The organism is Thermoplasma volcanium GSS1 (genome assembly GCF_000011185.1).
Classification (GTDB): Archaea; Thermoplasmatota; Thermoplasmata; order Thermoplasmatales; family Thermoplasmataceae; genus Thermoplasma; species Thermoplasma volcanium.
This window is the reverse complement of sequence record NC_002689.2, coordinates 437,560-461,107: the sequence shown is the minus strand read 5'-3', so window position 1 is coordinate 461,107 and position 23,548 is coordinate 437,560. Positions and strand designations below refer to the sequence as shown.

General features: G+C 39.3%; 24 protein-coding genes, 1 tRNA gene and 3 pseudogenes. 12 read left to right on the top strand and 16 right to left on the bottom strand.

Annotated elements, in window-relative coordinates:
* Entirely contained in the window at positions 1-1,167 is a 1,167-nt protein-coding gene (locus TVG_RS02465; RefSeq protein ID WP_010916731.1) for an NAD(P)/FAD-dependent oxidoreductase, read from the bottom strand.
* A gap of 283 nt (positions 1,168-1,450) precedes the next feature.
* Positions 1,451-2,848, bottom strand: a complete 1,398-nt coding sequence (locus tag TVG_RS02460; protein ID WP_010916730.1) for a YeeE/YedE family protein — start codon at positions 2,846-2,848, stop codon at positions 1,451-1,453.
* A gap of 117 nt (positions 2,849-2,965) precedes the next feature.
* On the opposite strand from TVG_RS02460, the gene TVG_RS02455 reads away from it, so the two are divergent.
* A complete protein-coding gene (locus TVG_RS02455) occupies positions 2,966-3,592 on the top strand; it encodes a winged helix-turn-helix domain-containing protein (protein WP_010916729.1) in 627 nt (208 codons plus the stop codon).
* A gap of 292 nt (positions 3,593-3,884) precedes the next feature.
* Here TVG_RS02455 and TVG_RS02450 read toward each other — a convergent pair whose 3' ends face one another.
* Positions 3,885-4,253, bottom strand: a complete 369-nt coding sequence (locus TVG_RS02450) for an FAD-dependent oxidoreductase (protein WP_241760311.1) — start codon at positions 4,251-4,253, stop codon at positions 3,885-3,887.
* Positions 4,254-4,528: 275 nt separating this feature from the next.
* On the opposite strand from TVG_RS02450, the pseudogene tnpA reads away from it, so the two are divergent.
* From tnpA to TVG_RS02435, 4 genes and pseudogenes are all read left to right on the top strand, one after another.
* Positions 4,529-4,929, top strand: a pseudogene (gene tnpA / locus TVG_RS02445) (IS200/IS605-like element ISTvo5 family transposase).
* A pseudogene (locus TVG_RS02440) lies at positions 4,916-5,746 on the top strand (transposase); the annotation flags it as partial. The pseudogenes tnpA and TVG_RS02440, both read left to right, overlap by 14 nt.
* A 53-nt stretch (positions 5,747-5,799) precedes the next feature.
* The gene (locus TVG_RS08435; RefSeq protein WP_156769050.1) at positions 5,800-5,952 is read left to right on the top strand and encodes a hypothetical protein; all 153 of its coding nucleotides are present in this window, start codon (positions 5,800-5,802) and stop codon (positions 5,950-5,952) included.
* 171 nt (positions 5,953-6,123) lie between these two features.
* Positions 6,124-6,894: an AbiV family abortive infection protein gene (locus TVG_RS02435; RefSeq protein ID WP_010916725.1), complete on the top strand. Its 771-nt coding sequence runs from the start codon at positions 6,124-6,126 to the stop codon at positions 6,892-6,894.
* A 162-nt stretch (positions 6,895-7,056) separates the two neighbouring features.
* Here TVG_RS02435 and TVG_RS08945 read toward each other — a convergent pair.
* Positions 7,057-7,203 (bottom strand): annotated as a pseudogene (locus TVG_RS08945) (transposase); the annotation flags it as partial.
* 98 nt (positions 7,204-7,301) lie between these two features.
* The gene (locus tag TVG_RS02430) at positions 7,302-7,922 is read right to left on the bottom strand and encodes a transposase (RefSeq protein ID WP_162009529.1); all 621 of its coding nucleotides are present in this window, start codon (positions 7,920-7,922) and stop codon (positions 7,302-7,304) included.
* A gap of 45 nt (positions 7,923-7,967) precedes the next feature.
* On the opposite strand from TVG_RS02430, the gene TVG_RS08090 reads away from it, so the two are divergent.
* From TVG_RS08090 to TVG_RS02420, 3 genes are all read left to right on the top strand, one after another.
* On the top strand, positions 7,968-8,216 hold the full coding sequence (locus tag TVG_RS08090) for a hypothetical protein (RefSeq protein WP_010916723.1): 249 nt from the start codon (positions 7,968-7,970) through the stop codon (positions 8,214-8,216).
* Between the two features lie 3 nt (positions 8,217-8,219).
* On the top strand, positions 8,220-8,678 hold the full coding sequence (locus TVG_RS08940) for a restriction endonuclease subunit S (protein WP_010916722.1): 459 nt from the start codon (positions 8,220-8,222) through the stop codon (positions 8,676-8,678).
* Between the two features lie 248 nt (positions 8,679-8,926).
* Entirely contained in the window at positions 8,927-9,142 is a 216-nt protein-coding gene (locus TVG_RS02420) for a hypothetical protein (RefSeq protein WP_156769049.1), read from the top strand.
* A 54-nt stretch (positions 9,143-9,196) separates the two neighbouring features.
* On the opposite strand, the gene TVG_RS02415 is transcribed toward TVG_RS02420, so the two are convergent.
* The 6 genes from TVG_RS02415 to TVG_RS02390 all read right to left on the bottom strand — a co-directional run bounded on the left by TVG_RS02415 (position 9,197) and on the right by TVG_RS02390 (position 15,519).
* Positions 9,197-9,271 (bottom strand) — tRNA-Glu (locus TVG_RS02415).
* Between the two features lie 83 nt (positions 9,272-9,354).
* Positions 9,355-10,377, bottom strand: coding sequence for an mRNA surveillance protein pelota (locus TVG_RS02410; protein ID WP_010916721.1), 1,023 nt, complete (start codon positions 10,375-10,377; stop codon positions 9,355-9,357).
* Positions 10,374-10,847, bottom strand: a complete 474-nt coding sequence (locus tag TVG_RS02405; protein WP_010916720.1) for a Mut7-C RNAse domain-containing protein — start codon at positions 10,845-10,847, stop codon at positions 10,374-10,376. The genes TVG_RS02410 and TVG_RS02405 overlap by 4 nt, the downstream gene beginning before the upstream one ends.
* Positions 10,810-11,358 (bottom strand): UbiX family flavin prenyltransferase, encoded by a 549-nt coding sequence (locus TVG_RS02400; RefSeq protein ID WP_010916719.1) that lies wholly within the window; start codon positions 11,356-11,358, stop codon positions 10,810-10,812. The genes TVG_RS02405 and TVG_RS02400 overlap by 38 nt, the downstream gene beginning before the upstream one ends.
* 11 nt (positions 11,359-11,369) lie before the next feature.
* Positions 11,370-11,915 (bottom strand): hypothetical protein, encoded by a 546-nt coding sequence (locus TVG_RS02395; RefSeq protein ID WP_010916718.1) that lies wholly within the window; start codon positions 11,913-11,915, stop codon positions 11,370-11,372.
* Between the two features lie 88 nt (positions 11,916-12,003).
* Entirely contained in the window at positions 12,004-15,519 is a 3,516-nt protein-coding gene (locus TVG_RS02390; RefSeq protein WP_048053930.1) for a hypothetical protein, read from the bottom strand.
* Between the two features lie 262 nt (positions 15,520-15,781).
* Between TVG_RS02390 and TVG_RS02385 the strand changes: the two genes are divergently transcribed.
* The 3 genes from TVG_RS02385 (at position 15,782) to TVG_RS02375 (ending at position 18,387) form a co-directional block, all read left to right on the top strand.
* Complete coding sequence (locus tag TVG_RS02385; protein WP_010916716.1) at positions 15,782-16,798, top strand: type II glyceraldehyde-3-phosphate dehydrogenase; 1,017 nt, start codon at positions 15,782-15,784, stop codon at positions 16,796-16,798.
* Positions 16,798-17,769 (top strand): DNA repair and recombination protein RadA, encoded by a 972-nt coding sequence (gene radA / locus TVG_RS02380; RefSeq protein WP_010916715.1) that lies wholly within the window; start codon positions 16,798-16,800, stop codon positions 17,767-17,769. Before TVG_RS02385 ends, radA begins: the two co-directional genes overlap by 1 nt.
* 102 nt (positions 17,770-17,871) lie before the next feature.
* Entirely contained in the window at positions 17,872-18,387 is a 516-nt protein-coding gene (locus tag TVG_RS02375; protein ID WP_010916714.1) for an ACT domain-containing protein, read from the top strand.
* 22 nt (positions 18,388-18,409) lie between these two features.
* Here the strand turns inward: TVG_RS02375 and TVG_RS02370 are convergent, their stop codons facing one another.
* On the bottom strand, positions 18,410-19,486 hold the full coding sequence (locus TVG_RS02370; protein ID WP_010916713.1) for a 5-(carboxyamino)imidazole ribonucleotide synthase: 1,077 nt from the start codon (positions 19,484-19,486) through the stop codon (positions 18,410-18,412).
* A gap of 208 nt (positions 19,487-19,694) precedes the next feature.
* Here TVG_RS02370 and TVG_RS02365 point away from each other — a divergent pair, with 208 nt between their 5' ends.
* Positions 19,695-20,648, top strand: a complete 954-nt coding sequence (locus TVG_RS02365) for an L-threonine 3-dehydrogenase (protein ID WP_010916712.1) — start codon at positions 19,695-19,697, stop codon at positions 20,646-20,648.
* Positions 20,649-20,938: 290 nt separating this feature from the next.
* Here the strand turns inward: TVG_RS02365 and infB are convergent, their stop codons facing one another.
* Genes infB through TVG_RS02345 form a run of 4 tightly spaced genes read right to left on the bottom strand, consistent with a single transcriptional unit; the run spans position 20,939 to position 23,541 of the window.
* Complete coding sequence (gene infB, locus TVG_RS02360) at positions 20,939-22,708, bottom strand: translation initiation factor IF-2 (RefSeq protein WP_010916711.1); 1,770 nt, start codon at positions 22,706-22,708, stop codon at positions 20,939-20,941.
* Complete coding sequence (gene ndk, locus TVG_RS02355) at positions 22,686-23,129, bottom strand: nucleoside-diphosphate kinase (protein WP_010916710.1); 444 nt, start codon at positions 23,127-23,129, stop codon at positions 22,686-22,688. Before ndk ends, infB begins: the two co-directional genes overlap by 23 nt.
* Positions 23,129-23,332 carry a 50S ribosomal protein L24e gene (locus TVG_RS02350; protein WP_394295255.1) on the bottom strand — a complete coding sequence of 68 codons (204 nt, stop codon included), beginning with the start codon at positions 23,330-23,332 and terminating at the stop codon, positions 23,129-23,131. The genes ndk and TVG_RS02350 overlap by 1 nt, the downstream gene beginning before the upstream one ends.
* Positions 23,332-23,541: a 30S ribosomal protein S28e gene (locus TVG_RS02345; RefSeq protein WP_010916708.1), complete on the bottom strand. Its 210-nt coding sequence runs from the start codon at positions 23,539-23,541 to the stop codon at positions 23,332-23,334. Before TVG_RS02345 ends, TVG_RS02350 begins: the two co-directional genes overlap by 1 nt.
* Positions 23,542-23,548 lie beyond the last annotated feature (7 nt).

The window sequence follows — 23,548 nt, the reverse complement described above, 5'->3', positions numbered from 1 at the left end:
TCACCTATTGCCATATATGGACGAAAGGAAATTCACTTCATATAAATCATGAGCGAATCTGAAAAGAGGATCGTTCCCTATCATCCTACACTCCGGAAACTTTACGCTTGGATCTGTTAATTTGGCTGAAAGATCACAATACGAAAATACCCCAGAACTGCCTGTCGCTATTATACACACGGCATTCTTATTGTAGTCTATAAATGGATAACCAATTATATCCTCAGCTATAGCAGAGGAAGCTGTATCTGCCTGAAAATGGGCAAGTACACCTGCCATACCTATTTGTATAGTAGGAGCTATTACATCACCGATTGCGAAAATGTCATCGTATTTCGGGTTTCTAAAATCCTTTAAATTGGTTGAAGCCCATCCATTTTTTGATCTGAGATATTCGTTATCTTTTATGAATGATGGTGGTGAATGTGGAGGAGCAACTATTGAAAGATCAAATCTCAACCTATCGTCATCTTCAAAGACAGCTTCCTTTTTTGAAGCATCAATTCCTAAAAGTTTCTTTCCATATAATCCACCGATCGATCTTTTTTCCAACATTTTTGCAAATGGATCAGACAATCCAGGCCCATACATCTCCATGGGTTTAGATACAGGATGAGCAACGGTTATCTCAACCTTATCCCTCATGTTCTTTTTTCTAAAGTAATCATCAAGCAATAGGGCCATCTCCCAAGGCACTGGCGGACACTTGTACCATTGTGAGGACACGCTTATGAGTATCTTTCCTCCGTTGAACTCTTTTATTTTGGCTCTCAGCTTAAGGGAATCTTCCAATGTCCATACGCTATCTGTAGCTTCTATGCCTTCAAAGGAATCTTTTTTTATATCTGGGCCCGGAGACATAATAAGATAATCATAACTATATTTGCCTTTTAAAGTATTTACGATCCTGTTTTGTGCATCAACAGATACAACTTCATCCTTTACTGTTTTTACATGCCCACCATTTAGAAGGTTAAAGTCTCTAGATAAATCTTTTACTCTTTTCTGACCTATTGATAAGAAAATGTAAGACGGCTGGAAATCTGTTCTTCCCAATTTATCGATTATAGTTATATCAACATCTTCGTCTTTCAACACTCGCCTAAGTTTACTAAGAGAAATTCCGCCCCCAGCTCCAGCCCCTATTATGACTATTTTTTTCGCCATATGAATGTTTATTGATTTTCAGTTAATATTTATTCTCTTTTCATAATCATGGGAAATTACATCCTATATCTTTGGGTACTTATCGTGATAAGATAATAACGATTTTTTAACGACGTCAGAGCAAATAATAGAGTTCTAAAAATTAAAGAGTATCGACATAGTTATAATTAATTTTCATGATTATATTAATATAAAACATGTTATATTAAAAATGGAAATTCTAATTTCAATACTATACGTATTCCATAGTTAAAAAATATAATTTTTATGAAGGTTTATAATATTATTTTGTGTAACCCTGAGAGTTAATTTTGAGATGCATAAAGTATCTCAATGTAACCCAGGCTCCCAGAAGTACAAAAATCATAAAGACAAAACTAGAAATAGCCATCTGGATGTTGCCGCTAAGGATGTGCCCTGAGGCACAGCCGTTCGCCATACGCGCCCCGAACAATACCATAAAGGCCCCTAGGAAGGCTCCAATTGGCCTGTATTTTGGGTTGTGGCTATGGCTCCATATCTTTGGAACTTGAGGTTTGAATGCCATATATCTCTTAGATATCAATGTCGCTGCGATCAAACCGCCAAGGAACGAGCTCAGATCAGTAAATGGTTCCCACCCAATTTCGCTGAATGGATGGTTCACAGGAACACCATTAACCATGTGAAGTCCACCGAATAATTGGAAATATGCGTTTGAAGCTGCCCAAGTCGGATTGGCGAGATACGATAGCTGAGCTCCAATCCATGAAAATGTAGTAGATTCTCCAAATATTTGATGGAGTATTATAACTGCAACAGCAGTAATTGTAAAAGCAAGCCCTAGAGGTATAGTCATCCTGGCGTTTTCTTTGCTGCTTTCGTTAATAAGTTTTGTTAAATATCTATTAGCTTTTGGATATTTTTCAAAGTCCTCGCTTATGACCAAATCGAAAGTTATCGTCTTCTCACTTTTGCCCAGCATATGATAACCGCATGAATCCTTCACTTTACTTTTTGGGTATCTTGGAAGCAAAAGAAAGACCAGTAGGAGGATAATTCCAAACACCAGACTGACTGCAAAAACACCAAATTTGCTTGATATACCGGCGACTGATGCCCAGGTAATAGGACCAAAGTTTAACGTATCCCAGAAGAACCATTTAACATTTCCAAATATTATAGACCAAGTAAAAGCACCTAAAAGGCCCCCAAAAGACGCATATATTGCATCCCTCCTTCCTTGACCGAGTGCTATCCAGATGGTTCCAGGAAAGTATCCTGCTAGTCCTACTCCGATCCCAAATATGAGGCCTCCTATCACTATGCCAGGAACGAAGAAATCCTTTATACCGAAATTTGGATGCGTGAATATAGCTACAAGGTAGAGAATTATTGAGCCCAGGCCAATTGCAAACCCAAAACATACCATTAGGAATCTATCTTGAAACGCCATTACTCTAAACAACGTATCAGGGTCAGTAAAGTTCCACAGTTCCAGAGGGATAGCTAATGGAAAAGCCACAATTAATCCTAGAAGCAATGGTGCTTTTGTTACGTGGAATAAAACCTGCATTATTATTCCACCTATCAACAGAGCCAATGCAAGTATTAGCAGAGCGTAGACTGATTTCCAGAAGAGAGATTTATCCCGTTTGTAAGCATCAGAGCTAATATTTATAGAACCTATATTTTCATTCATGTAGCTTACCAATATATAAAAATTTATATGTATATAAACAAATTTATTCTATGCAAAAAATAATGAAAATAATAACTCGTTGCAAAAATTTTATAAATTACCGCAGTATAAATAAATATGCTTGAAAACTACGGAATAGCAATCCTTGAACGAGAAGGTGAATACATTATAAAACCCTTCTTCTCAGGAATTCCAAAAATTTCAACTTTATCCATCATTTATGATAGAAACCTTGAATATGAACAAGCAAGAAAAGAAATTTTAGATTTTTTAAAATTATCTGGAATAAAGACTGAATTTGTAGGGATAGGAGATGTAAACAACTTCTTCCAAGTCTTTTTAATACTTCAAAAAATATGCAAAACAAAAGGTATTCCGAGATGGATAAATGTATCATGTGGTTCAGGTCTAGGCGTATCTGCACTCACAATTCATGCCTTTAAACAAAATATACCAATGGTTATCTATGACAAATATATTGATAAGACCGTTATGATAGAGGCCAAGAGATTAAAAAAAATCAATATATACAATAATAAATACATAACTTTAATAAGAGAAATAAGCAAAGATCCCAAAACAATAAAAGATCTTTCAAGATCATTAAAAATAGATACTTCTACTATATCTAGGAGACTAAAGAGTCTCCTATCACTTGACATGATTATGAGACTAGGTAAAGGTACAAGAAATTATCCTTATTTATACAAACTAAATGATTTTGGAAAAATTCTATTAATCTAAATATTTTGTTTTATTAATTTCGACCATTGTACGTAGCGCAATGTGCCGAATCTTATGTATTGTCTGCCATCTTTAATCTATGCGTTGAATAGACTTATTATATTATTTATTTTTCAAATTATTTAAGTAGAGCTAATTCACAAAGATAATCACTCGGAAATCAATTCGCCCAAATATGAATTTAGAAAAAGTTCATATGGAAATGTAAGGTTTTAAGGGGACTGCGATTTGTACAGAAGAAGACCTTTCAAACATAACAGCGGTATCAATGGACATGTGGGATCCGTTCATGTCATCCACAATGGAATATGTTCCGGAGAGTATTGTCTATTATCTGTGAATATTCCTGGGCATGCTTTGCAAAGTTTGATGCAAGATCTGTCCCTTTTATGGCCTTGTATCCAAGATAATTCTCAACCAGTGGGGCTTCTGCGGTCAGGCCGCCTGCCACACTCTGGCCCAGTATTACAACCTTCAGGCCGTACCTTGCTGTGTAAACTGCTGCAGACATTCCCGGCGCGCCAGATCCTATTATCACAGCATCATAATCACGGGCCTCTATCTTTTGATTTGACATCGATAAATTGAATTCCATAATATCGAATCGCATTACATAAGAATATGGCGATCTGCCACGAGAAAATCGCCTCTGAGAGACCAAATCTGAACCTGCTGTGGGAGATCAACTGATGAGACTCGGAATGGGGATGAACAGCACATCAGATTGAACCAGTAAGGATCTGGCAGTCTTTAAATAGCAAAATAATTATTATTCCGGATGTCCACATATCTGAAGAGGGTCAGTTTTTCTTTTCGTATTGTGCCATCAGATCATCCGGATTCTGCAATTTTGGCCTCATGACAAAAACGAGAGACAAGCCTCGCCCCTTCTAGGGGCCGGGTAAGTTTTTTAAACTCTGGAATACTCTAAGCGTTGTGGAGCTAAAATCGACGAGACACGTAAAATATCTGTGCAACTACCACTACCTATGGATCCCAAAATATCGAAGAGCTATACTAACTAACGAGGTAGCTGAATACACTAAAGAGGTTTTAAAATCAATAGCAAAGGAGCTGGGATGTGAGATTATAGCCTTAGAAGTCATGCCAGACCACATACACCTCTTCGTAAACTGCCCACCAAGATATTCGCCATCATATCTAACAAACTACTTCAAGGGGAAGTCTGCTAGACTAATACTGAAGAAATCCCCAGAGCTAAGGAGGTACAAAAAGCTCTGGTCTAGAAGTTATTTTGTATCGACAGCTGGCAATGTGTCCAGTGAGACCATACAAAGATAGAAGAACAGTGGGTGAAGGAAGGTGAAGAGGGCTAACGCGGTTAAACTAACCGTAGACAAGAAGACGCACGAGAAGCTCAAAGAACTCGCTGTCGTTACTGCAAAATGCTGGAACGAAGTGAACTGGTTAAGAATGCAACAGTTTAAGAAAGGGGAGAGGGTCGATTTCTCTAAAACAGAAAAGGAGGTGTATGAGAAGTACAAGCAAATATTAAAGGTTAACACACAACAGGTTGCTAGGAAGAACGCTGAGAGCTGGAGGAGCTTCTTCTCATTAGTCGAAGAGAAGAAGGGTAAATTGCCCAAATGGTTTAAACCTAGACCCCCAGGGTACTGGAAGGATAAAAGTGGAAAATACAAGATGTTAATAATCATTAGAAACGACCGCTACGAAATTGATGAGGAAAAGAGGATCATCTATTTGAAGGACTTCAAACTCTCTCTGAGTTTTAATGGAAAGTTGAAGTGGCGCGGGAAACAAGGTAGGCTGGAAATAATCTATAATGAGGCTAGGAGGAGTTGGTATGCATATATACCAGTGGAAGTCCAGAATGACGTGAAAGCTGAAGACAAACTAAAGGCTTCCATAGACATAGGAATAGTAAACTCAGCAACTGTCTACGTTGAGGACGGGTCTTGGTATATTTTCAAAGGTGGTAGTGTTCTCTCTCAGTACGAGTATTATAGCAAAAGAATAAGTGTCGCACAGAAAACCCTGGCTAGGCATAAGCAGGGAGGGAGTAGGGAGATGAAATTATTACATGAAAAAAGGAAGAGGTTTCTGAAGCATGCCCTTAACAGTATGGTAAGGAAGATAATGGAGGAGTTGAAGAAGAAGGATGTAGGTGCGGTCTTCACCGCCATGATTGCGTATATTGCCCTGATGATGATCCAGGACATGCTTTCTTGAAGGATGAGCATCCCGGAAATTATACGTCTTTCAAGGCATGGGATAAGTCTGCCCCTGAGGATCAACGAAGCAGGCAAAGCTTCCGTCAAGGCATAGCCGGAATTGAACTGCTTGATCCTCCCCCGGAGGGGAAGACCCTTACTCCCTAATTTAAAGAGCATATCACGATCCCTTCTCCTGAGAATAAACTTTTCCGTGTTTTCTCAAGGAGGCTTGACCTACATAAAATGGATCTGATCGATACCGGAAAGAGAATGCCATGCCTACGTTGCAAGTATTGAAGAAATTCATGCAATATTCTGCATGCTATGGTTTAAATATTGGAAACAGCTAAGTCAAGAGACAAAAACATGGCTGATAGAAGGGAACACGACGACGCCATAAGAAAACACATCTTTACTGAGCATGATTGTAAACTTTGTATGAGGAATGCCGAGAGATTACTTGACGATGCCTCGAATAATTCGCTTTCGATTCAGACTAGAATGGCACTGCTGGAACTATCATTTGAAGAAACTGCTAAGTCAATATTATTGTATTTTTATCTTCTATCACATGACAAAGGCCAACTATTAGTGAAAGGCAGCGTGGAAGAGAATTTGAGAGATATTTTTAAGAATCACAAGACTAAGATAGAAATAATGAAAAACGTAATGTCCTTTTTGGCTGAAAACATACCAGCCTTTGATATGGCTAGTGATTTAGACTATATTGAGCGAATCGTAAGATATGGCACAGAAGGGGAAAAGCGTGATTCAAGGGAGGCCAAAATAAGTATGGCAAGGCAGATTGCCTTGGACGATAGGTCGAGCATCATTAAAAAGATGGTCAAAGAGATTATTGACTTCCTGAATCTTCAAGACGTGGACTATTACAACGACCTAAAAAACAAATCACTGTATGTGGACATAGATCCTTCGACGGACAGACTCCAACTACCTCTCGAGCCTAAAAACAAGAAAATCATGGACTATATGGAGTTCTTCATAATTGTTCAGCTTGCTGATCAGTGGGATACCTTTGGCGAAAAAAAGAAAGTCGGCGATCTCATTAACAAGTACAGAAACCGCCTTAAAGTGCTCATAAAATAGCTTCCATTAATATTAAGTTGTATTGCCGCTTATTATTTAGTCAACACTCTCAAGAGAGTTAGCACCACCCAGGGTAACATTGCAACAGTATTTTATGAATAAATGGCAAATAATTAATTGGTTCATACCACATTTTTGGGGATGAATATTATTTCCTGAATTTTAGAAACTCACATCCAGATTCCCGCAGTGAAAGTAAATTGCTGTCTTGAGGTTCTCCAGATTTCTGTATCCATATGCCATCTTCTGCACTGTCGCGATCTTGGAGTTCAGTCCCTCTGCTATGGCATTGGTTATGTGGTGCCTGAAGTATGAGACAGTATACCGTAAAGATAGTTCTTCATCATCCTCGCTACAATCCTAACCGGCTCCAACCTGGCATGCGAGGCCCGCCAGTACCATTTCTTTCAGAATGATCGTGCTTCATCCTCACCAGAACAGTTCCACAGGTTCCTCAGATTTTCCTTTATTGCATATACCCTGGCGGTCTTGAGATCGGATTCCTTCAGTATCTCGTATCTCTCCCCGTACTTGTCCGGAAGGTTCTCTGGAGAGTAGAGCCAGAGACACCTTGTCTTCCTGAACATCTCCTTATACTCTGCCATCCTTGATTCCATCCACCTGACATCGTCAAGGGCCATGTTCATATGTTTCATGACATGGAACCTGTCGAACACGATCTTCGATTCTGCGTCCGTTACATTTGATTTCGTGGAGACTATGAATGGATCCCACATGTCCATGGGGGCTGCCTCAATGCTGCCGGAGGCTTCCTCACCTATGCTCCTGTAGTAAAGGTCCAGTGATTCCTGCTTCCTGTCCAGTGAGATGAATTCAACCGAGTGATCGTCATGGTTGAACACCAATGTGATATAGCGATGGTGCTTGCCGTAGTATTTCTCGTCTATACCTATCCTTGAGGGATGTGAGGATTTGCGTGCAAGTCCCCTATTCACTGCCCTCCTCATGATTCCATGTTCTTGAAACCATGATATTTCCAGGATCATGGCTGAATTCATGATGTCCATGCCCTTCATCATATCCAGGGTAAAGGCCTCGACCCAGACGTGCCCATGAAGGACAGCGGAATTGAATGGATAGGTTCTATCAATTCCAAATGGCCGATCGTCAAAATTATTTACTTTTCAAAATTGAAGACCTGCGGCACTCCAGATAAAAGAGTGCTGGAGTATTGGGAAGATGGCAAAATCAACTGGATGTCCTCAGGTGAGATAAATAAAGATTTGATATACGAAGTTGAAGGAAAAATTACTGAGTTAGGATATAAAAATTCCAACGCAACATCGTTGCCTGTAAATTAGGTTATGATCGCCCTGAATGGGCAAGGAAAGACTAAGGGTATGGTGGGTATTCTAAAAGTAGAGTCGACTTGCAATCAATCTCTTGCAGCTTTTAATGTCAACGAAAGAACACTGCATTATCGCTATTTATATTACTTTCTCAAGAGCAAATATAAACAAATGAGAGGACTCGTAGGCGATGATTTAAGAGATGGTCTTTCCTTATCAGTTTTAAGAGAACTCCGCATTCCAGTTCCAAGCTTGCAAGAACAATTCGCAATTTCGAATTATTCGGATAATCAAATACATGTTATTAAGAATATGATTTCAAAACAAGAAAAGATGATAGAACTTCTCAAGGAGCATCGTGCTTCACTGATTACCCCACGCAGTAACAGGCAAGATAGATGTAAGGGGATTAGTCAAGGAGGTGAACGAATCTGCCAGACAAACTCCATGAAGTTAATTTTGAAGATTACATAATGGAATATCTTGGCGAACATGGCTGGCTTATTGGCGAATCTTCAGAGTATGATAGGTAACTTGCACTTTATCCTGAAGATATTTTTAGGTGGCTTGAGGACACTCAACCTGAAAAGTTCAAAGGCTCCGGAATAAATGAACCCGATGATAGAAATGTCCTCCTTAAACGCATGGTGAAGGTGATGGACAGAGACGGTTCATTGTCGGTTCTCAGGCATGGTTTTAAGGATGTCTCGAGACAATTTGATGTGTGCCAGTTCAGGCCATCTGAATGGGAGACCATAAGGGATGCAATGGACATTGATACAAAGAGGATATGCACCTCCCTCATAGCTACAGGAATGAGGTACGCAGAGCTACAAAGATTCAGAGAGAACCCTGACTGGCTCGACGGAAAATTCATCTACCTGCACCCGTCACAGGATGCGGCGATAGAGGAGGCGAAGAAGGTGAAATTTTTTTAGAAAATACGTGGAAAAATGAACATAGAGTTCAAATTCCAGCTGAAGTGGACGTGATGCTCCGGCCGGGATTTGGACCCAGGTCGTCGGCTCGAAAGGCCGATATGCTTGTCCGGACTACACCACCGGAGCAACATAGGTTGATTTATAGGCAGTATATTTAACTTTTCAATGTATCATTTCTAGAGATGCCAATGTTTTTGATCATGCAAAATCTATTGTTGTACTTTATACCTGAGTATCCCAGCATATCCTCCAAATTTTTCTATGATTTCCCCCATATCATTGCTTGTGCTTACAATATGTATATCCGTACCAACGGATCTTGCAAGTGATAGCAATTCTCTGCCAGTCTCAGAACGAAATTTTTTATCTGTTATTATCAGATCTGAAAGAGCGCCCATCTCAAGGTACTTCCTTATTTCCTCTGATCCGTATATACCGCTTCCCCTCCTAAGCGAAGAAAGGAATGCTGACACTATTTCATTGTCTCTTGATATTTGTTCTTTACTTATCAGTTTCTTTCCATCTTCAGAAGATATGAACTCGTAAATCGCACCCTGATCCGTTCTATTCGATGAACTCACAGCTACTACTTTATAATTCCTTTCTTTAAGGAATGCAGAAAGTCCGTTTTTTGCAAAACCTGGACCGATCACAATAATTGGATACTTAAACTGTTTAATTGCATTTTCTATAGCAGAAAAATAGGAAGTTTCAGAATAGCTTGATTCTGAATATTTTCCTGATCTACCTGAGTAGATCGTTCCCATCTGCTGTATTCCGTAAGGATGGATTATGAACACGTTTGCTTCATCATCGTCTAGTGCTATCGCAAGGTATACAGCGGCATGCTCCTGCTCGGTTGCTTCCTTCAACATGTTTATGGAATCATCATCCCATACCTTTATCACATCTAGTTCCGTTTCTTCGCTAACTGTTATGGATTGGTATTTACCTATCGTATCCTCGGGGCCGTTGGTTACCTTCCCAAGTATCCTAAGCCGATTCTCAAAGTCTTGGAATTCTATCTTTTCAACTTCAATAGTAACCCGAATTGGTATTCGTTCTTTTTCCCTGGACCTTTGCATATCGCTTGATTCTTCTATCCTCCTAAACGTGACTGCGCTGATTTTATCACCGGGCGCAATTATGTTTTTAAGGTACCATAAGTCATCTAAGTTCTCGATTCTTAGCGTGTAGCGGCCTAGCTTTTCATCCTTATCAAGTAGCCTCATCTCCCAGCACCACTCTTCTTCTCTAAGCTTTTCAATTTCCTGTATATTTTCTTGTAATGTGTCCCTTTCCAGTATAATTTTCCGCAGAATTCGCATCTATAGAGGTCGCGATGGTTAAGGACATGAGGAGAGGCATATACTTTTACAAGTTTTCCGTTGCATACCGGGCAGCGCTTGAATTCCTCTTCAGTCCGTTTCCTAAAATGAAAAACGAAGTCATACAATTGGTCATCTATGTTAGAATACAGTTCGTAGATTGATAATGGATACCTTGAATAAAGTTCGTAGTCCTTTGTTATCAATATGCGCCCTTCATTTTTTGATACTTCAATTATTTCATTATCACTTACATTTCCCGCAGGATAATATACATCGTACCCCATCAGCCTTATCCACCTTGCCAGCTTTCCAAGCATCTGGTCAACGGTTAATTTAATCTTGCCATCTCTTGATGAGTTCGTTTTTAACACCGATAAGATCTAGTATTCTAGAAACTACAAAAGATACAAGATCATCTATAGATTTAGGTTTATTGTAAAATCCTGGTGATGCAGGAGCTATTATAACGCCATTTTCCGATAGAGAGAGCATGTTTTTAAGATCAATGGAACTTAAAGGCATTTCCCTTGGTACGATGATGAGCCTGCGCCTCTCTTTAATTGAAACAGCTGCTGCCCGAGTAATAAGAGTATCCGATATTCCTACAGCAATTTTAGATAAAGTTGAGATCGAACATGGCACAATAACCATAGCATCAAAAAGAAAACTTCCTGAACTAACAGGTGCAGTAAAATCATCATCAGAATATGTATAGCTTGCCAGGGAACTTAAGTATGATGGATCTTGATTCATCTCATACTTCATTACCTTTTTAGCATTCTCTGAAATTATTAGATGTACCTCATTTTGTCCTAGGTTTTCAAGTAGCTTAACTGCATATGGTATACCACTGGCCCCTGATACTCCTACAACTATTCTCATCCAAAATCATATCACTTCTTCCTATTAAAAACGTAATACAGCACGAAAATAGATGCAAACAGGGCCACTATTATACCTATACCAATGTATTCTCCAGTATAATTTGTAACCGGCTTAGAAAATGAGAATCCAGGATAGGCCCCAGCATCAAGAGCCTGTATGTTGGAATAGCCTGGTATTTGAGAAGGCTTGTTTTCAATGCTAAGGAAGGCCTTTGTCATGTTCGAAACACTTGGGAAGCCTATCGACGATAGAGCTACAACAAGCTCAAGACCAAAGGGATTCAGCCCTGTGTATGAAAGGTCGAATACTATAAGATCCTGCGTGGATACGTTTATCCAGTCGTACGAAACATAAGACTTGTTATCTATTATTTCCCCGAAAAAAGATCCCCATTCTGTACTCGTTATCGTGTAGTGTGTACTATCATAATAATAAGTAATGGACGGCAGCGAAGATGGCGGAGGTGGTAACGTTGGAGTACTTGCACTCGAAACGGCTGGTAAGGCAACGAATATAAGAGCTATGAACACGGACAATATTGCTAAAGCCTTCATTTTATAAGAGAATGAAAAATTGCTTTAAATATTTATTTATAGGACTCCCCTTGATTCTATTTTCTTAATATCTTAAGTTCGTTGCGATCTATTTGTCTGTTTTACCATGTAATCCGCTTACAACTTGTTTTCCGTCCATATCTTTGCCAATTTCTAATTTTCCAATTGAATTTAATTCTTTTATTGTTTTATTTATAGTCCTCTTCGTATATCTTAATCTCTTCATTTCCTTTATGAGTGCATCCAGCCTCTTGTCTTCTACGGAAATAAGCATATCTTTAAGCCGTTCAACATCGCTATTCCTTGTTGCAAGGTAGATCGGAATTAGGCCTATTGCCAAAACTGGTGAGATGAATAGGTACCCTATTGAAAAGTAAGACCTAGTGATCTTAAGGATACCATTATGAAAGGTTACCAAAACGGTTAATCGATAGCTTCCAATTCCGTTTCTGAACTCCATGTTCGTACCACCGCTGTAGTTTTTTCCGTCGAATAGCCAGTATATGTGAACGCCACTGAGTTTGTATCCAAGAAGGTATAGGGAAAACTGCGTTTCACTAACGCCAAAGTGCATAGTCAAGCGGTATCCATTCACATAAGGATAGTAAAATGCGGAATAGTTATAGATCTGGCTTTTATTTGAATTTCCGTATATGTCCGTTCCAATAGCAGATATCTTCAGAAGCGAATCGTTTACCACTAGATAATTGATGAAATCCGCTTCGCATCTCAAGCGAAGACCATTTATCGTTATAACTAGAGATGTCAAATTCTTAGGGTATGCAAGTATATGCAAATAATAAGAACCGTTAAGATCACGGTTGCTAATTTTAAGATAAATGGCTGGCGCATAGTTGGATAGGTTTGCATACAACGTATTATTGATCCAATTACTAGTTTTCGTTACGTAAGTAAAGTTTAGAACATAATGGCCCAGAGCAGGAAACATTAAAGAATCGTTTATCTCAGGGTAAATCTTTTCTTCACCGAGGAGGCCATAAGGCAATTTCACGTAAGTTTTGTTCGAATATACCCTGAAAACTTGTCGTGTAGGTATTGAATTATTAACGTAAAATAATATTGTGGAATTAGAAGACGTACCGCTATTTGAAATTGCTTGGATAGTCAAATTGTAATAACCGTTTTTTATCAGTAGATTGTCCGTGGAATTTAATGTTACTCGGCCATTATCCAAAAAATGTCCTATAGGGAATTTATCTTTTCCGTACGACAAAATTACTGATATATAAGCCGTAATGTTTGTGGAGAAGCCTACTTGGACTGTATCATTTTTGGAATTTCCATAGATAGAGTAATATCTGTTTCCGTTGAACTCTACATTTAATTTTGGTGCATAGGTTAATATGGTTATAGAACCGTTAAACACGTTTATGTTTCTGCCAAAGTACGTAGTACTGACGTCCACAAGATATATACCATTTCTTAGCGATAGGTTCTGAACGCCTTCCTTGGATACAGTATAAAATGAAGAGTTCGATCCCTTAATTAGTATAGAATAAGAGAGGTTATATGGATTCATACGGAGGGTTACTTTAGATGTGTTGAAGTATTCACCATCGTATATATTTATTCCTAACTTTGGGATTGAATATACAAAGTATGTGTACGTAAAATTAAATGAGAAACCATAGATGTCGGTTATCTTTATTTTAAACGAATTGGTTCCGTTTTTCGTTAAAATATAGGTGAAGTTACCAATATACGTATGGGTTTCGTTATTTATGAACAAACTAACATTTGATATTATCGGATCGCCAAATATGCTAAAATTAACAGCGGAATAGTCTGATACGTAAGATCCGTTTTCTATGGATGGCCTTATCGTTGGGAAATAGTTATCTACGAATATCTGATCTGATATATTTATGGAGTAACCTGCTATGTTTTCAGCGCAAAACTTCATTGTTTTACTTCCGTTTCCGATCTCGAGCGTATTAACTGTAAATTCTGAATTGTTTTCCTTTTCATCAGAATAATTACCAATTCTTAGTTGTGAAGTGTATTGCAGCGTGCTATTAACAACGAAGTTGAGGTTTTCTATCCCCCTTAAATACGAATAACCTGTATAGTTAGCTCGTATTGTGAAATTAGATAGTATATTGGAACTATTGTACATAATTACGATGTATCCGTTTTGCTCACCAACTAGATAGTTTTCGTTTACGAAGAAAAGATGTGCTGGCAATGAGTTGTCGTATATATATCCTGAATTTAGGAGTACTGTATCGCCGTATCTAAAGTAATTGTCTCCAGCCGTTAGTTCCTCTGGGTAAAGGGCCCCATCGTAAAATGAAAATGGACTGCCTGCGCCATTTTCAACCAATGATGAAGACCCATCAAATAGAAAGGTGATGTTGGAAGCTGAAAGGCCGATATTGTAGATATCATACGATTTAGATGAATAATTGTAGACGTAGATCTTGTTTTCGGTACTGTTGTAGTATTCAACTAAGGTACTGTTTGGATTTATATAGATAATTTTTCCGTAACCAGTTATTATATATACTGTGCCTGTACTATTGATTACTTGCAAGGTAGTCTTATTATAGACAATTAATTTGTTTCCGGCCGATATCCAATAATCATCGAGGTGTTCGTCGATCTGAACGTACTTACGTACATGTAGATTTATCGTATTAAGAGCTACAATCGATGAGGTATCTCCGGACAATAGTATGTAAAGTATGCCACTGGAAACGCAATATTGCTGAAAAGTAGAATTCATACTATACAACATAGAAGATCTATTATCCTCGTAGTTAAGAGAATATACGCCTGTGCTGTTCATCACTATAATAGAATTCAATTTTTCATCTAAATATAGAGGCGACTTGCTGCTAACTAAAAAATCTGTCTTTTCTTGGCTATAACTTATCAATTTTGGTGAGGCAACTGGAATTTCAGGAAGTTCTTTTATGCTGTACAATGTGAGATTTATTCCAACAGAGCCTATAAGTAAGCTCAGTGGACCGTTCACTAATCCGGACTGGAAGTAAATAGGATATGTTAAATTCTGGTTTAATGAAGCCAAAGAGAGGAGCGTAAAATTTCTATACACCGACAATGAAAGTGTATACGTTACGTTTTGTTTTAGCCTCATACTTGTTTCGTGAAAAGCCGGATAGTATTGATCAAACGGAGAATAGTATGTAAAATTAAAAGATTCTATTTCTCTACCTCCAGAGAAAATATAGAAGTCATTTTCATCGAGCCCACCTATATCCCAATAAGCATATGTAAAATTTAAGGCGATAGTCTTATTTTCTGCATTATTGAATGATATCTTCAGGAATGTTCCCTGGCTAAACAAATTTTCATAAGCATTGTCAGATTCATTTATGGAGTATATATTGAGACCTTTAACACCGTTTATTGATTTTATTCCTATATTAGTATCTTTAGTTTTATTTATTATAGAAAAGCTGTAATTACTCGTATTGGATGGAAATGAACCTGATGCGTATTTTTGGAAATTTAGATAAGACGAACTGTACGGTTGAGCACTTGCTGATCCATTTATCAATATGACCGTTGTAGAAATTATTATAACCATTAGAATAAATGAAATTAATCTATTTTTCATAATAGATGCATCACATTAATTACTTAAATTTATTTTTATAAGCAATGTATTAGTACATTAATATACATAAAATGCTCCGATTTATTTATATAGGACTATATCAGAAAACATGTCCCAGAAAAGAACAAAATAAAAGATATGGACATTATGTTCGCAATGTCTCATATTTACCAGAATTTCACTTATTTTTAGCCAAGATATGTAAATTTTACAGACTGTAATGATGAATACATTTATAAGATGATATAACTTACAAAAATAAATGATTAGAGTAGGTATAAATGGCTATGGAACTATTGGAAGACGTGTGGCAAACGCTGTCTCAAGCCAGGACGATATGATAGTTGTAGGCATAGTCAAAACGAAGCCTGACTACATATCAGAAGTGGCCTCCAGGAGATTCAAAATATTTGTCCCGGATAGCAGCTACATGAAAGCCTTTCAGGATGCCGGCATAAAGGTTGAAGGTACGCTTGACAACCTTTTAGATGATGCGGAGATAATAGTAGATGCGACTCCCGAAGGCATGGGTGAAAAGAATAAGCCGCTCTACATAAAAAAGAAGGCTAAAGCGATATTTGAAGGCGGAGAAGAGCCTGATGTAGCAGAAACAAGTTTTAATGCTTATTCAAATTACAATGACGCTATTGGAAAATCTTATGTGAGGGTAGTTTCCTGCAACACAACAGGTTTGGCGAGAACTTTATATCCAATTCAGCAAGCCTTTGGCGTTAAGCATGTTGAAGCTACCCTCATCAGAAGAGCAACGGATCAAAACGATAGCAGCAAAGGGCCCATAAATGCGGTTGAGCCAAGCTTAAAAATACCTTCACACCATGCCCCTGACCTAAAGACTGTAATGGGAAACATAGACGTGAATACTGTCGCCATAAAGGTTCCAACAACATTAATGCACGTACACGTGGTTCAGGTAGATACAGAGAAGAATGCATCAAACGATGGTGTGCTCGAAGCATGGAATAATTATAGGCGTATAATACATGTAAAGAAGGACGACGGAATAAAGTCCACTGCCCAGATTATGGATCTTGCTCGAGAATTTGGCAGAGACCGCTCAGACCTATACGAAATAGCTATATGGGAAGGCAGCGTTTCAGCAAAGGCCAACAGAATAAGTTATATCCAGGCTGTTCACCAGGAGAGCGATGTAATACCTGAAAATGTCGATGCAATAAGGGCAATGTTCAATCTAGCTGATAAGGAAAAATCAATTGAAAAGACTGATAAGAGTCTTGGAATAGAAAAAAGGGTGTATTGATGGAAGATAATGAAGAAAACAAAGAAAAGAAAACTACGCTTGAAGACCTCCCTGGAGTTGGCGAGGCTACCGCTGAAAAACTAAGGGAGAATGGATACGACGACATAATGGCCATAGCTGTTGCAAGCCCAAAGGATTTGTCTGATGTGACTGGCATAGGTGAAGGGGCCGCAGCAAAAATAATTGCCGCGGCTAGAAAATTTGCAGATATAGGCAACTTTGAAACTGGGGAGGAGATCCTTGAGAGGAGGAAAACAATACAGAAATTAACTACTGGAAGCAAAAACCTCGATGACCTCCTAGGCGGCGGGTTAGAGACTCAGGCAATAACTGAATTCTTCGGTGAATTCGGATCAGGAAAGACCCAGATCATGCATCAGCTTGCCGTAAACTGTACTATGCCAAAGGAAAAAGGCGGTTTTGACAGCGACGTGATGATGATAGATACTGAAAATACATTCAGGCCTGAAAGAATAATACAGATGGCGAAGAGCAAGGGACTCGATCCGGATGAAACGCTCAAAAGAATTCACGTAGCAAGGGCCTACAATTCACACCACCAGATACTATTGGCGGAGAAAGCCCAAGAAACTGCCAAGGAATTCAACATACGGCTGCTGATTGTTGATTCGCTTACCGCACATTTCCGATCAGAGTATGTAGGGAGGGGTTCTTTAGCTGAACGGCAGCAGCTGTTGAATAAGCACATGCACGATTTGCTGAGATTCGGCACTATATACAATGCAGTTATTGCTGTTACCAACCAGGTATCTGCAAGGCCTGATGTATTCTTCGGCGACCCTATGGCACCGATAGGCGGCAATATAGTTGGCCACACGGCAACTTTCAGGGTCTACCTTAGGAAGAGCAAAGGTGGAAAGAGGATAGCCAGGCTGATAGATTCGCCTTATTTACCAGAGGGAGAAACTGTAATACAGATTAGCGAGGAAGGAGTCAACGATGGGACATAAGCAACTATACTGATGTTATCGAATTATTTATCTAAGAAAATCAATATTTTAAAAGAACTGACCTAAAAAATGTTTAAGTAGATCAAGGATATTTTAATATGAATGTGGTCATATATATACGATAAATTTTCTAGGAGTCCTTCGCAACTGAAGATAGTGAAAAAGATGATTTCCACTGGAATTAAAGTAACGAAGAGTTTTGATAATGAGCCGGTATTGATGTGCGGTGATATTGAAATAAGGCCAAACACCTTGGCAAAAGCCGCAGAGACAGATAGAAGATCAGTCATAAGCGTGATCAATCGCATAGCAAATGATGATAAATTATACCCATTTTTTTCCCAGCTTGAGCCAGTTGCAAACCTCTGGAAGGCAAGCGTGAAAATGGGGCTAGGTGTAATAGAGATCATACCAGAGAGCGCAAATAAGCCAGGCATAATAGCAGGCATTTCATCAATAATAGCAAAGCACAACATAAGTATAAGGCAAGTTATAGTTGATGATCCTGAGATAGTTGAAGACCCTAAAGCCGTAGTAGTTACGGATCAGAAGGTGCCTGCTGAACTTATACCTGAGCTCAGGTCAGTAGATGGAGTAAAGGGCATAACCATCCTCTGAATTCCGCAATTAAAATTATAGCTCAAATATAGTTTTCAATACCATCTGGGTATATTATTTCCATGATCTTTCCTATCTTATCTATCAGCGCCTCAACTGTACCAGCAGTTACATTAACGTGCCCGACTTTGCGCCTCCTCCTTATCTCTTCCTTCCCATACCAATATATCTGGGTCGAGCTCATGGATAATATGGAATTCCACGCGTCCGTGCTAAGTTTTGTTCCTAATATATTTATTGAAGAAGATGGCCTGTACAGGATTGGCTGAGATATGGGGATTCCTGTTATAGCGCGTACGTGTTCCTCGAATTGTGATATTGATGAGCCTAGCAGGGTATGATGGCCAGAATTATGGACTCTTGGCGCAAACTCATTTATTATAACTTCGCCATTCTTAACGTAGAATTCTATGCCCATAACACCGACGTAATCCAGAGAATCCATAAGCTTCTTCGCTATATCCGGCATATTAGCAGGCATTATTGGGGCATAGTTGTATATAAATATGGCATTCCTGTTATAGTTGAAGGAAGGATCGTGGTACCTGAACGATTTATCTTCGCTCCTTGAAGCTATTATTGAGGCTTCATAATCAAAGTCAACAAATTCCTCTACTACGAATTTTTCACCTTTAAGTTCCTCGTAATTTCCGTTATCGTATATGGTCTGACCTTTTCCGTCATAGCCCCCGAAAGAGTTCTTAATCATCGCTTTGCCAAAATCCTTGGCGTATCTTACAGCTTCGCTGAAACTATGGGCAACTCTGTAATTAGCGACCTTTAGCCCGATTCCTGTCAAATAGTCTTTTTCAAGAGAACGGTCTTTCTTTAACTCTACGGGCCTTATTGAAGGCTTTAATTTGTGCTGATCCTCAGCATACAAGAGAGCTTCTTCAAGCACGTGCTCAAATTCATAAGTTACAACATCGCACTTATCAACGAATTCCTTATACTGATCGACAGAGAAATGGGCGTCTGCAATAAGAGATGCCGGACCGACTCCGTTAGAATCGAGGACAAAATACTTGTTTCCGAGCCTTCGACCTTCATTTATCATCATATAGCCCAGCTGCCCGCTTCCTATAATACCTACGTTCATCACGGGCTAATACCTTATTTCAATAAATATCTTGAGTAGTTTTAGCCAGTATAATGACCAAATAACAATGGAATAGCATAGTATTTTTTTCTTGTACTTAATAGTGCTAAAATCCGGACACGAATAGCATGAGACAAGCTGTAAAATAGCACGGATTATATCAACTTAGGTATAAAATTCTTTTTATACGTAGATTTAATGATAAGTTATGATCCTAGTTACCGGCTCATCTGGTCAAATTGGAACTGAGCTAGTTCCGTACCTCGCAGAGAAGTATGGAAAAAAGAATGTAATTGCATCTGACATAGTGCAGCGAGATACCGGTGGAATAAAATTCATAACACTTGATGTATCTAATAGAGACGAAATCGACAGAGCTGTTGAGAAATATAGCATAGATGCAATATTCCACCTCGCTGGCATATTGTCAGCGAAAGGTGAAAAAGATCCTGCGCTTGCCTATAAGGTCAATATGAATGGCACTTACAACATACTAGAAGCAGCTAAACAGCATCGTGTTGAAAAAGTTGTAATACCAAGCACAATAGGTGTTTTTGGACCTGAGACCCCTAAAAATAAAGTGCCAAGCATAACAATAACCCGGCCAAGGACAATGTATGGTGTAACAAAAATTGCAGCCGAACTTCTCGGGCAGTACTATTATGAGAAATTTGGCTTAGACGTAAGGTCATTGAGGTATCCAGGCATAATCAGCTACAAAGCGGAGCCTACAGCAGGAACAACCGATTACGCTGTTGAAATATTCTATTATGCAGTTAAGAGGGAGAAATATAAGTGTTATCTTGCACCAAATCGGGCGCTTCCGATGATGTACATGCCAGACGCTTTAAAGGCCCTTGTCGATCTGTATGAAGCGGATCGTGATAAGCTAGTGTTAAGGAACGGCTATAATGTGACTGCTTATACATTTACTCCGTCAGAGCTGTACTCGAAGATAAAGGAAAGAATACCAGAGTTCGAAATCGAATACAAAGAGGATTTCAGGGATAAGATTGCTGCAACATGGCCTGAGAGTTTAGATTCTAGTGAGGCCTCAAATGAATGGGGCTTCTCCATAGAATACGACCTTGACCGCACAATAGACGACATGATAGATCATATATCAGAAAAGCTCGGGATAGAGGGTAAACATGCCCTCTGATCTTATTTCCTTGTGATCTTATTTATACTTTCAAGGATATTTTTTCCCAATTAACACTAAGTACTTGTGTATTCAAAATCTTCTTTATACTTTTAGATTTCTAAAAGATCTCTGACAATATGCAATCTAATCGTAGAGAATAATTTATCGTATATTGTATGTAAAATTTACCGGTCCTGGGTTAGCGTCGATTTTTTTGAACGCATCTATCAAAAGCTGCACAGATTTTTCTAAACAGAAACTCGGCTGATGCGAAAAACTATCTGCAGAGTAAAGGATAACGATAATAGTTATACTTTCGTACCCCAAAACGGGTTTTCTTTTCTCTTTATTTTGATTATCTCTTCGAGCGTATCCATTATTTCCTTTTCCATTGGGGCCTTTCTTAGTTCTTTGACTACGCTCTCCGGAATATCTACATAGAGAACGTCGTCAGGGAAAATTTGCCTGTTCAGCGTTACGTTGTCGATGGCCACTGCCACCTCTGCAGGCGCGTCCTGATATCGTACGCTAACCTCATCGTTACGGATGCTCTTTATTGTGCCTGCGTATTTTCCATCCGATCGTATAAGATTGTCCCCAACTTTAATCTGGCCCGTTTCTACGCGGATCCCTACTATGACCGGTTTCGATGCCCTGAAAATGTACTGTGGAAGTATCCTTATCTTTGCCGGTACAGGCATCGCCTCCTTCCTCTTCTGGCTAAGCTGCTTTTTCCGCTCTTCTATCCATTTCTGCGTATCCTCAACGATCTTATAGATTATGTCACCCGTTATGACACCAACATCCGATGATTCTATAGCATCTTTTGCTTCCGGCAGTATCGACACATTAAAGCCAATTATTATGCGGTTAAGTGGATCCTGCAAGGTCTGTACATCCATCACATCTCTCTTCGTGATGTCGCCGACTGCAGCTGCACGGATCTTTATCCCCTGTTTATTCAGCTCATAACTTATAGCTTCAAGTGAACCTATAGCTTCTGCCTTGACGTATATACCGTTTTCGTCTAGGGGAATGTCTACCTTCGATGCTTCCTCGATCTCTTTCATGACTTGTTCCATGTTTCCTTTGACCACTATCAGAGGAGAACCCGATATAACGTCTAGCTTGTCACTGATAAGCACCCTTATTCCTTCGGCCGCAGAAACAGTCTCTACTTCTTTGAGGGATCTCTGGCTCTTTCCCGTATTTACGAATAGCGCCTTAACCTTAGTAGTTACCGGGCCTGTTTTTGTATTTACTGCAACGGTATCGCCTACCGAAATTGTGCCCTGGTAAAGTACTGCGTCAAGGGCTATTCCAGCAGATTCTTCACGCCTAACCTCAATTATAGTGGCGTGGCCGTTTATGTCCTTATATTCGATTTCACTTTCAAGGAAGCGCTGAGCAAGACCAGCCAAAACCATCAGTATCTCAGGTACGCCTATGTTTTTCTTTGCACTCACTGGTACTATGGCGATGGTCTTGGTAAAATCGGATATCCTGTCAAAGCGGTCTGAGTTAAGCCCGTATTCGTAGAGCTTGTTAACTATATTGTATATTCTGGCGTCGAGCTCGTTGACGTATTCCTGTCTCTGCTTCCTGATAAATTCAGTGAAAAGATTAGTCTTAACATCTGTAAAGAAGGGTATGAGATCGATCTTATTGGCAGCTATTATAAAAGGTGTTTTGAACTTTTTAAGTATGTCTATAGACTCAACTGTCTGCGGCATTATACCTTCATTAATGTCTATCACAAGGACGGCTATATCCGCTAAGGCTCCGCCCCGCGCCCTCATATTGGAAAACGCAACATGGCCAGGCGTATCTATGAAGAGAAGGCCTGGTATCTTCATCCCTTTATTGTTTAACTTTTCGGTGGCCTTTAAAATCTTGTTTATGTCAACCGTCGTGGCAGCTATCCTTTGAGTTATGCCACCAGGCTCTTTATTGGCTACAGCTGTACCTCTAATTATATCCAAAAGAGTGGTCTTGCCATGGTCGACATGGCCAAGAACACATACTATAGGTTGCCGTAATTTCTTTGCAGGAAGGCTAGTAGATGACTTCGTCTCCATAGGCCCATTCTATAATCTCATTATCACTAAAGAAGATAGGCATTTCATGATTATACGCTTCAAGCGAATCAGAAGCGTGTATTATATTCTTTTCGATGCCCATAGAATAATCACCGCGGATAGTACCGGGTTGTGCCTTCGATCCGTCAGTGGCCCCGCTCATTAACCTTACAATTTCAATCGCGTGGGCGCCTTCAAGTATCATCGCAACTATTGGACCAGAAGTTATGTAATTTACCAGATCATTGAAAAATGGTTTATTTTGATGCACAGAATAGTGGGTTTTAGCCTGGTCCTTTGTCATCTGCATGAATTTCATTGCAACTATCTTTAAGCCTTTTTCCTCGAACCTTTCTATTATCTTCCCGACAAGGCGCCGTTTAACTGCATCTGGCTTAAGTAAAACGAGTGTTCGATCCATTATGATCTAGTCCTCATCTTCTTGAGTTCGTGATATTCGTTAGTCCACCTTACGTATCTTGGAACCCTGTTGAGACCAATCATGTTCTTTTTGCACTTATTGGAGCAGAAATAGAGTATTGCTCCGTCCTTCCGTACGTACATTATGCCCGTGCCGGGTTCTATGGTTTTCCCGCAGAAGCTGCATGTCCTTGCCAACACAATCACCTTATAGATAGCTTCTTAGCTTCCCTTGCAGTCTCCATGAGCATGAGGATGTCGCCAACCCTTACTGGCCCGAGCACGTTTCTAGCTATTATCCTGCCCTGATCTCTCCCGGAGAGTATTCTCACTTTTACAGTTGTTGCCTCTCCAGTCATCCCTGTCCGGCCGATTATTTCAACAACTTCTGCTGGGGTCGCCTCATTAGGCATCTACTTC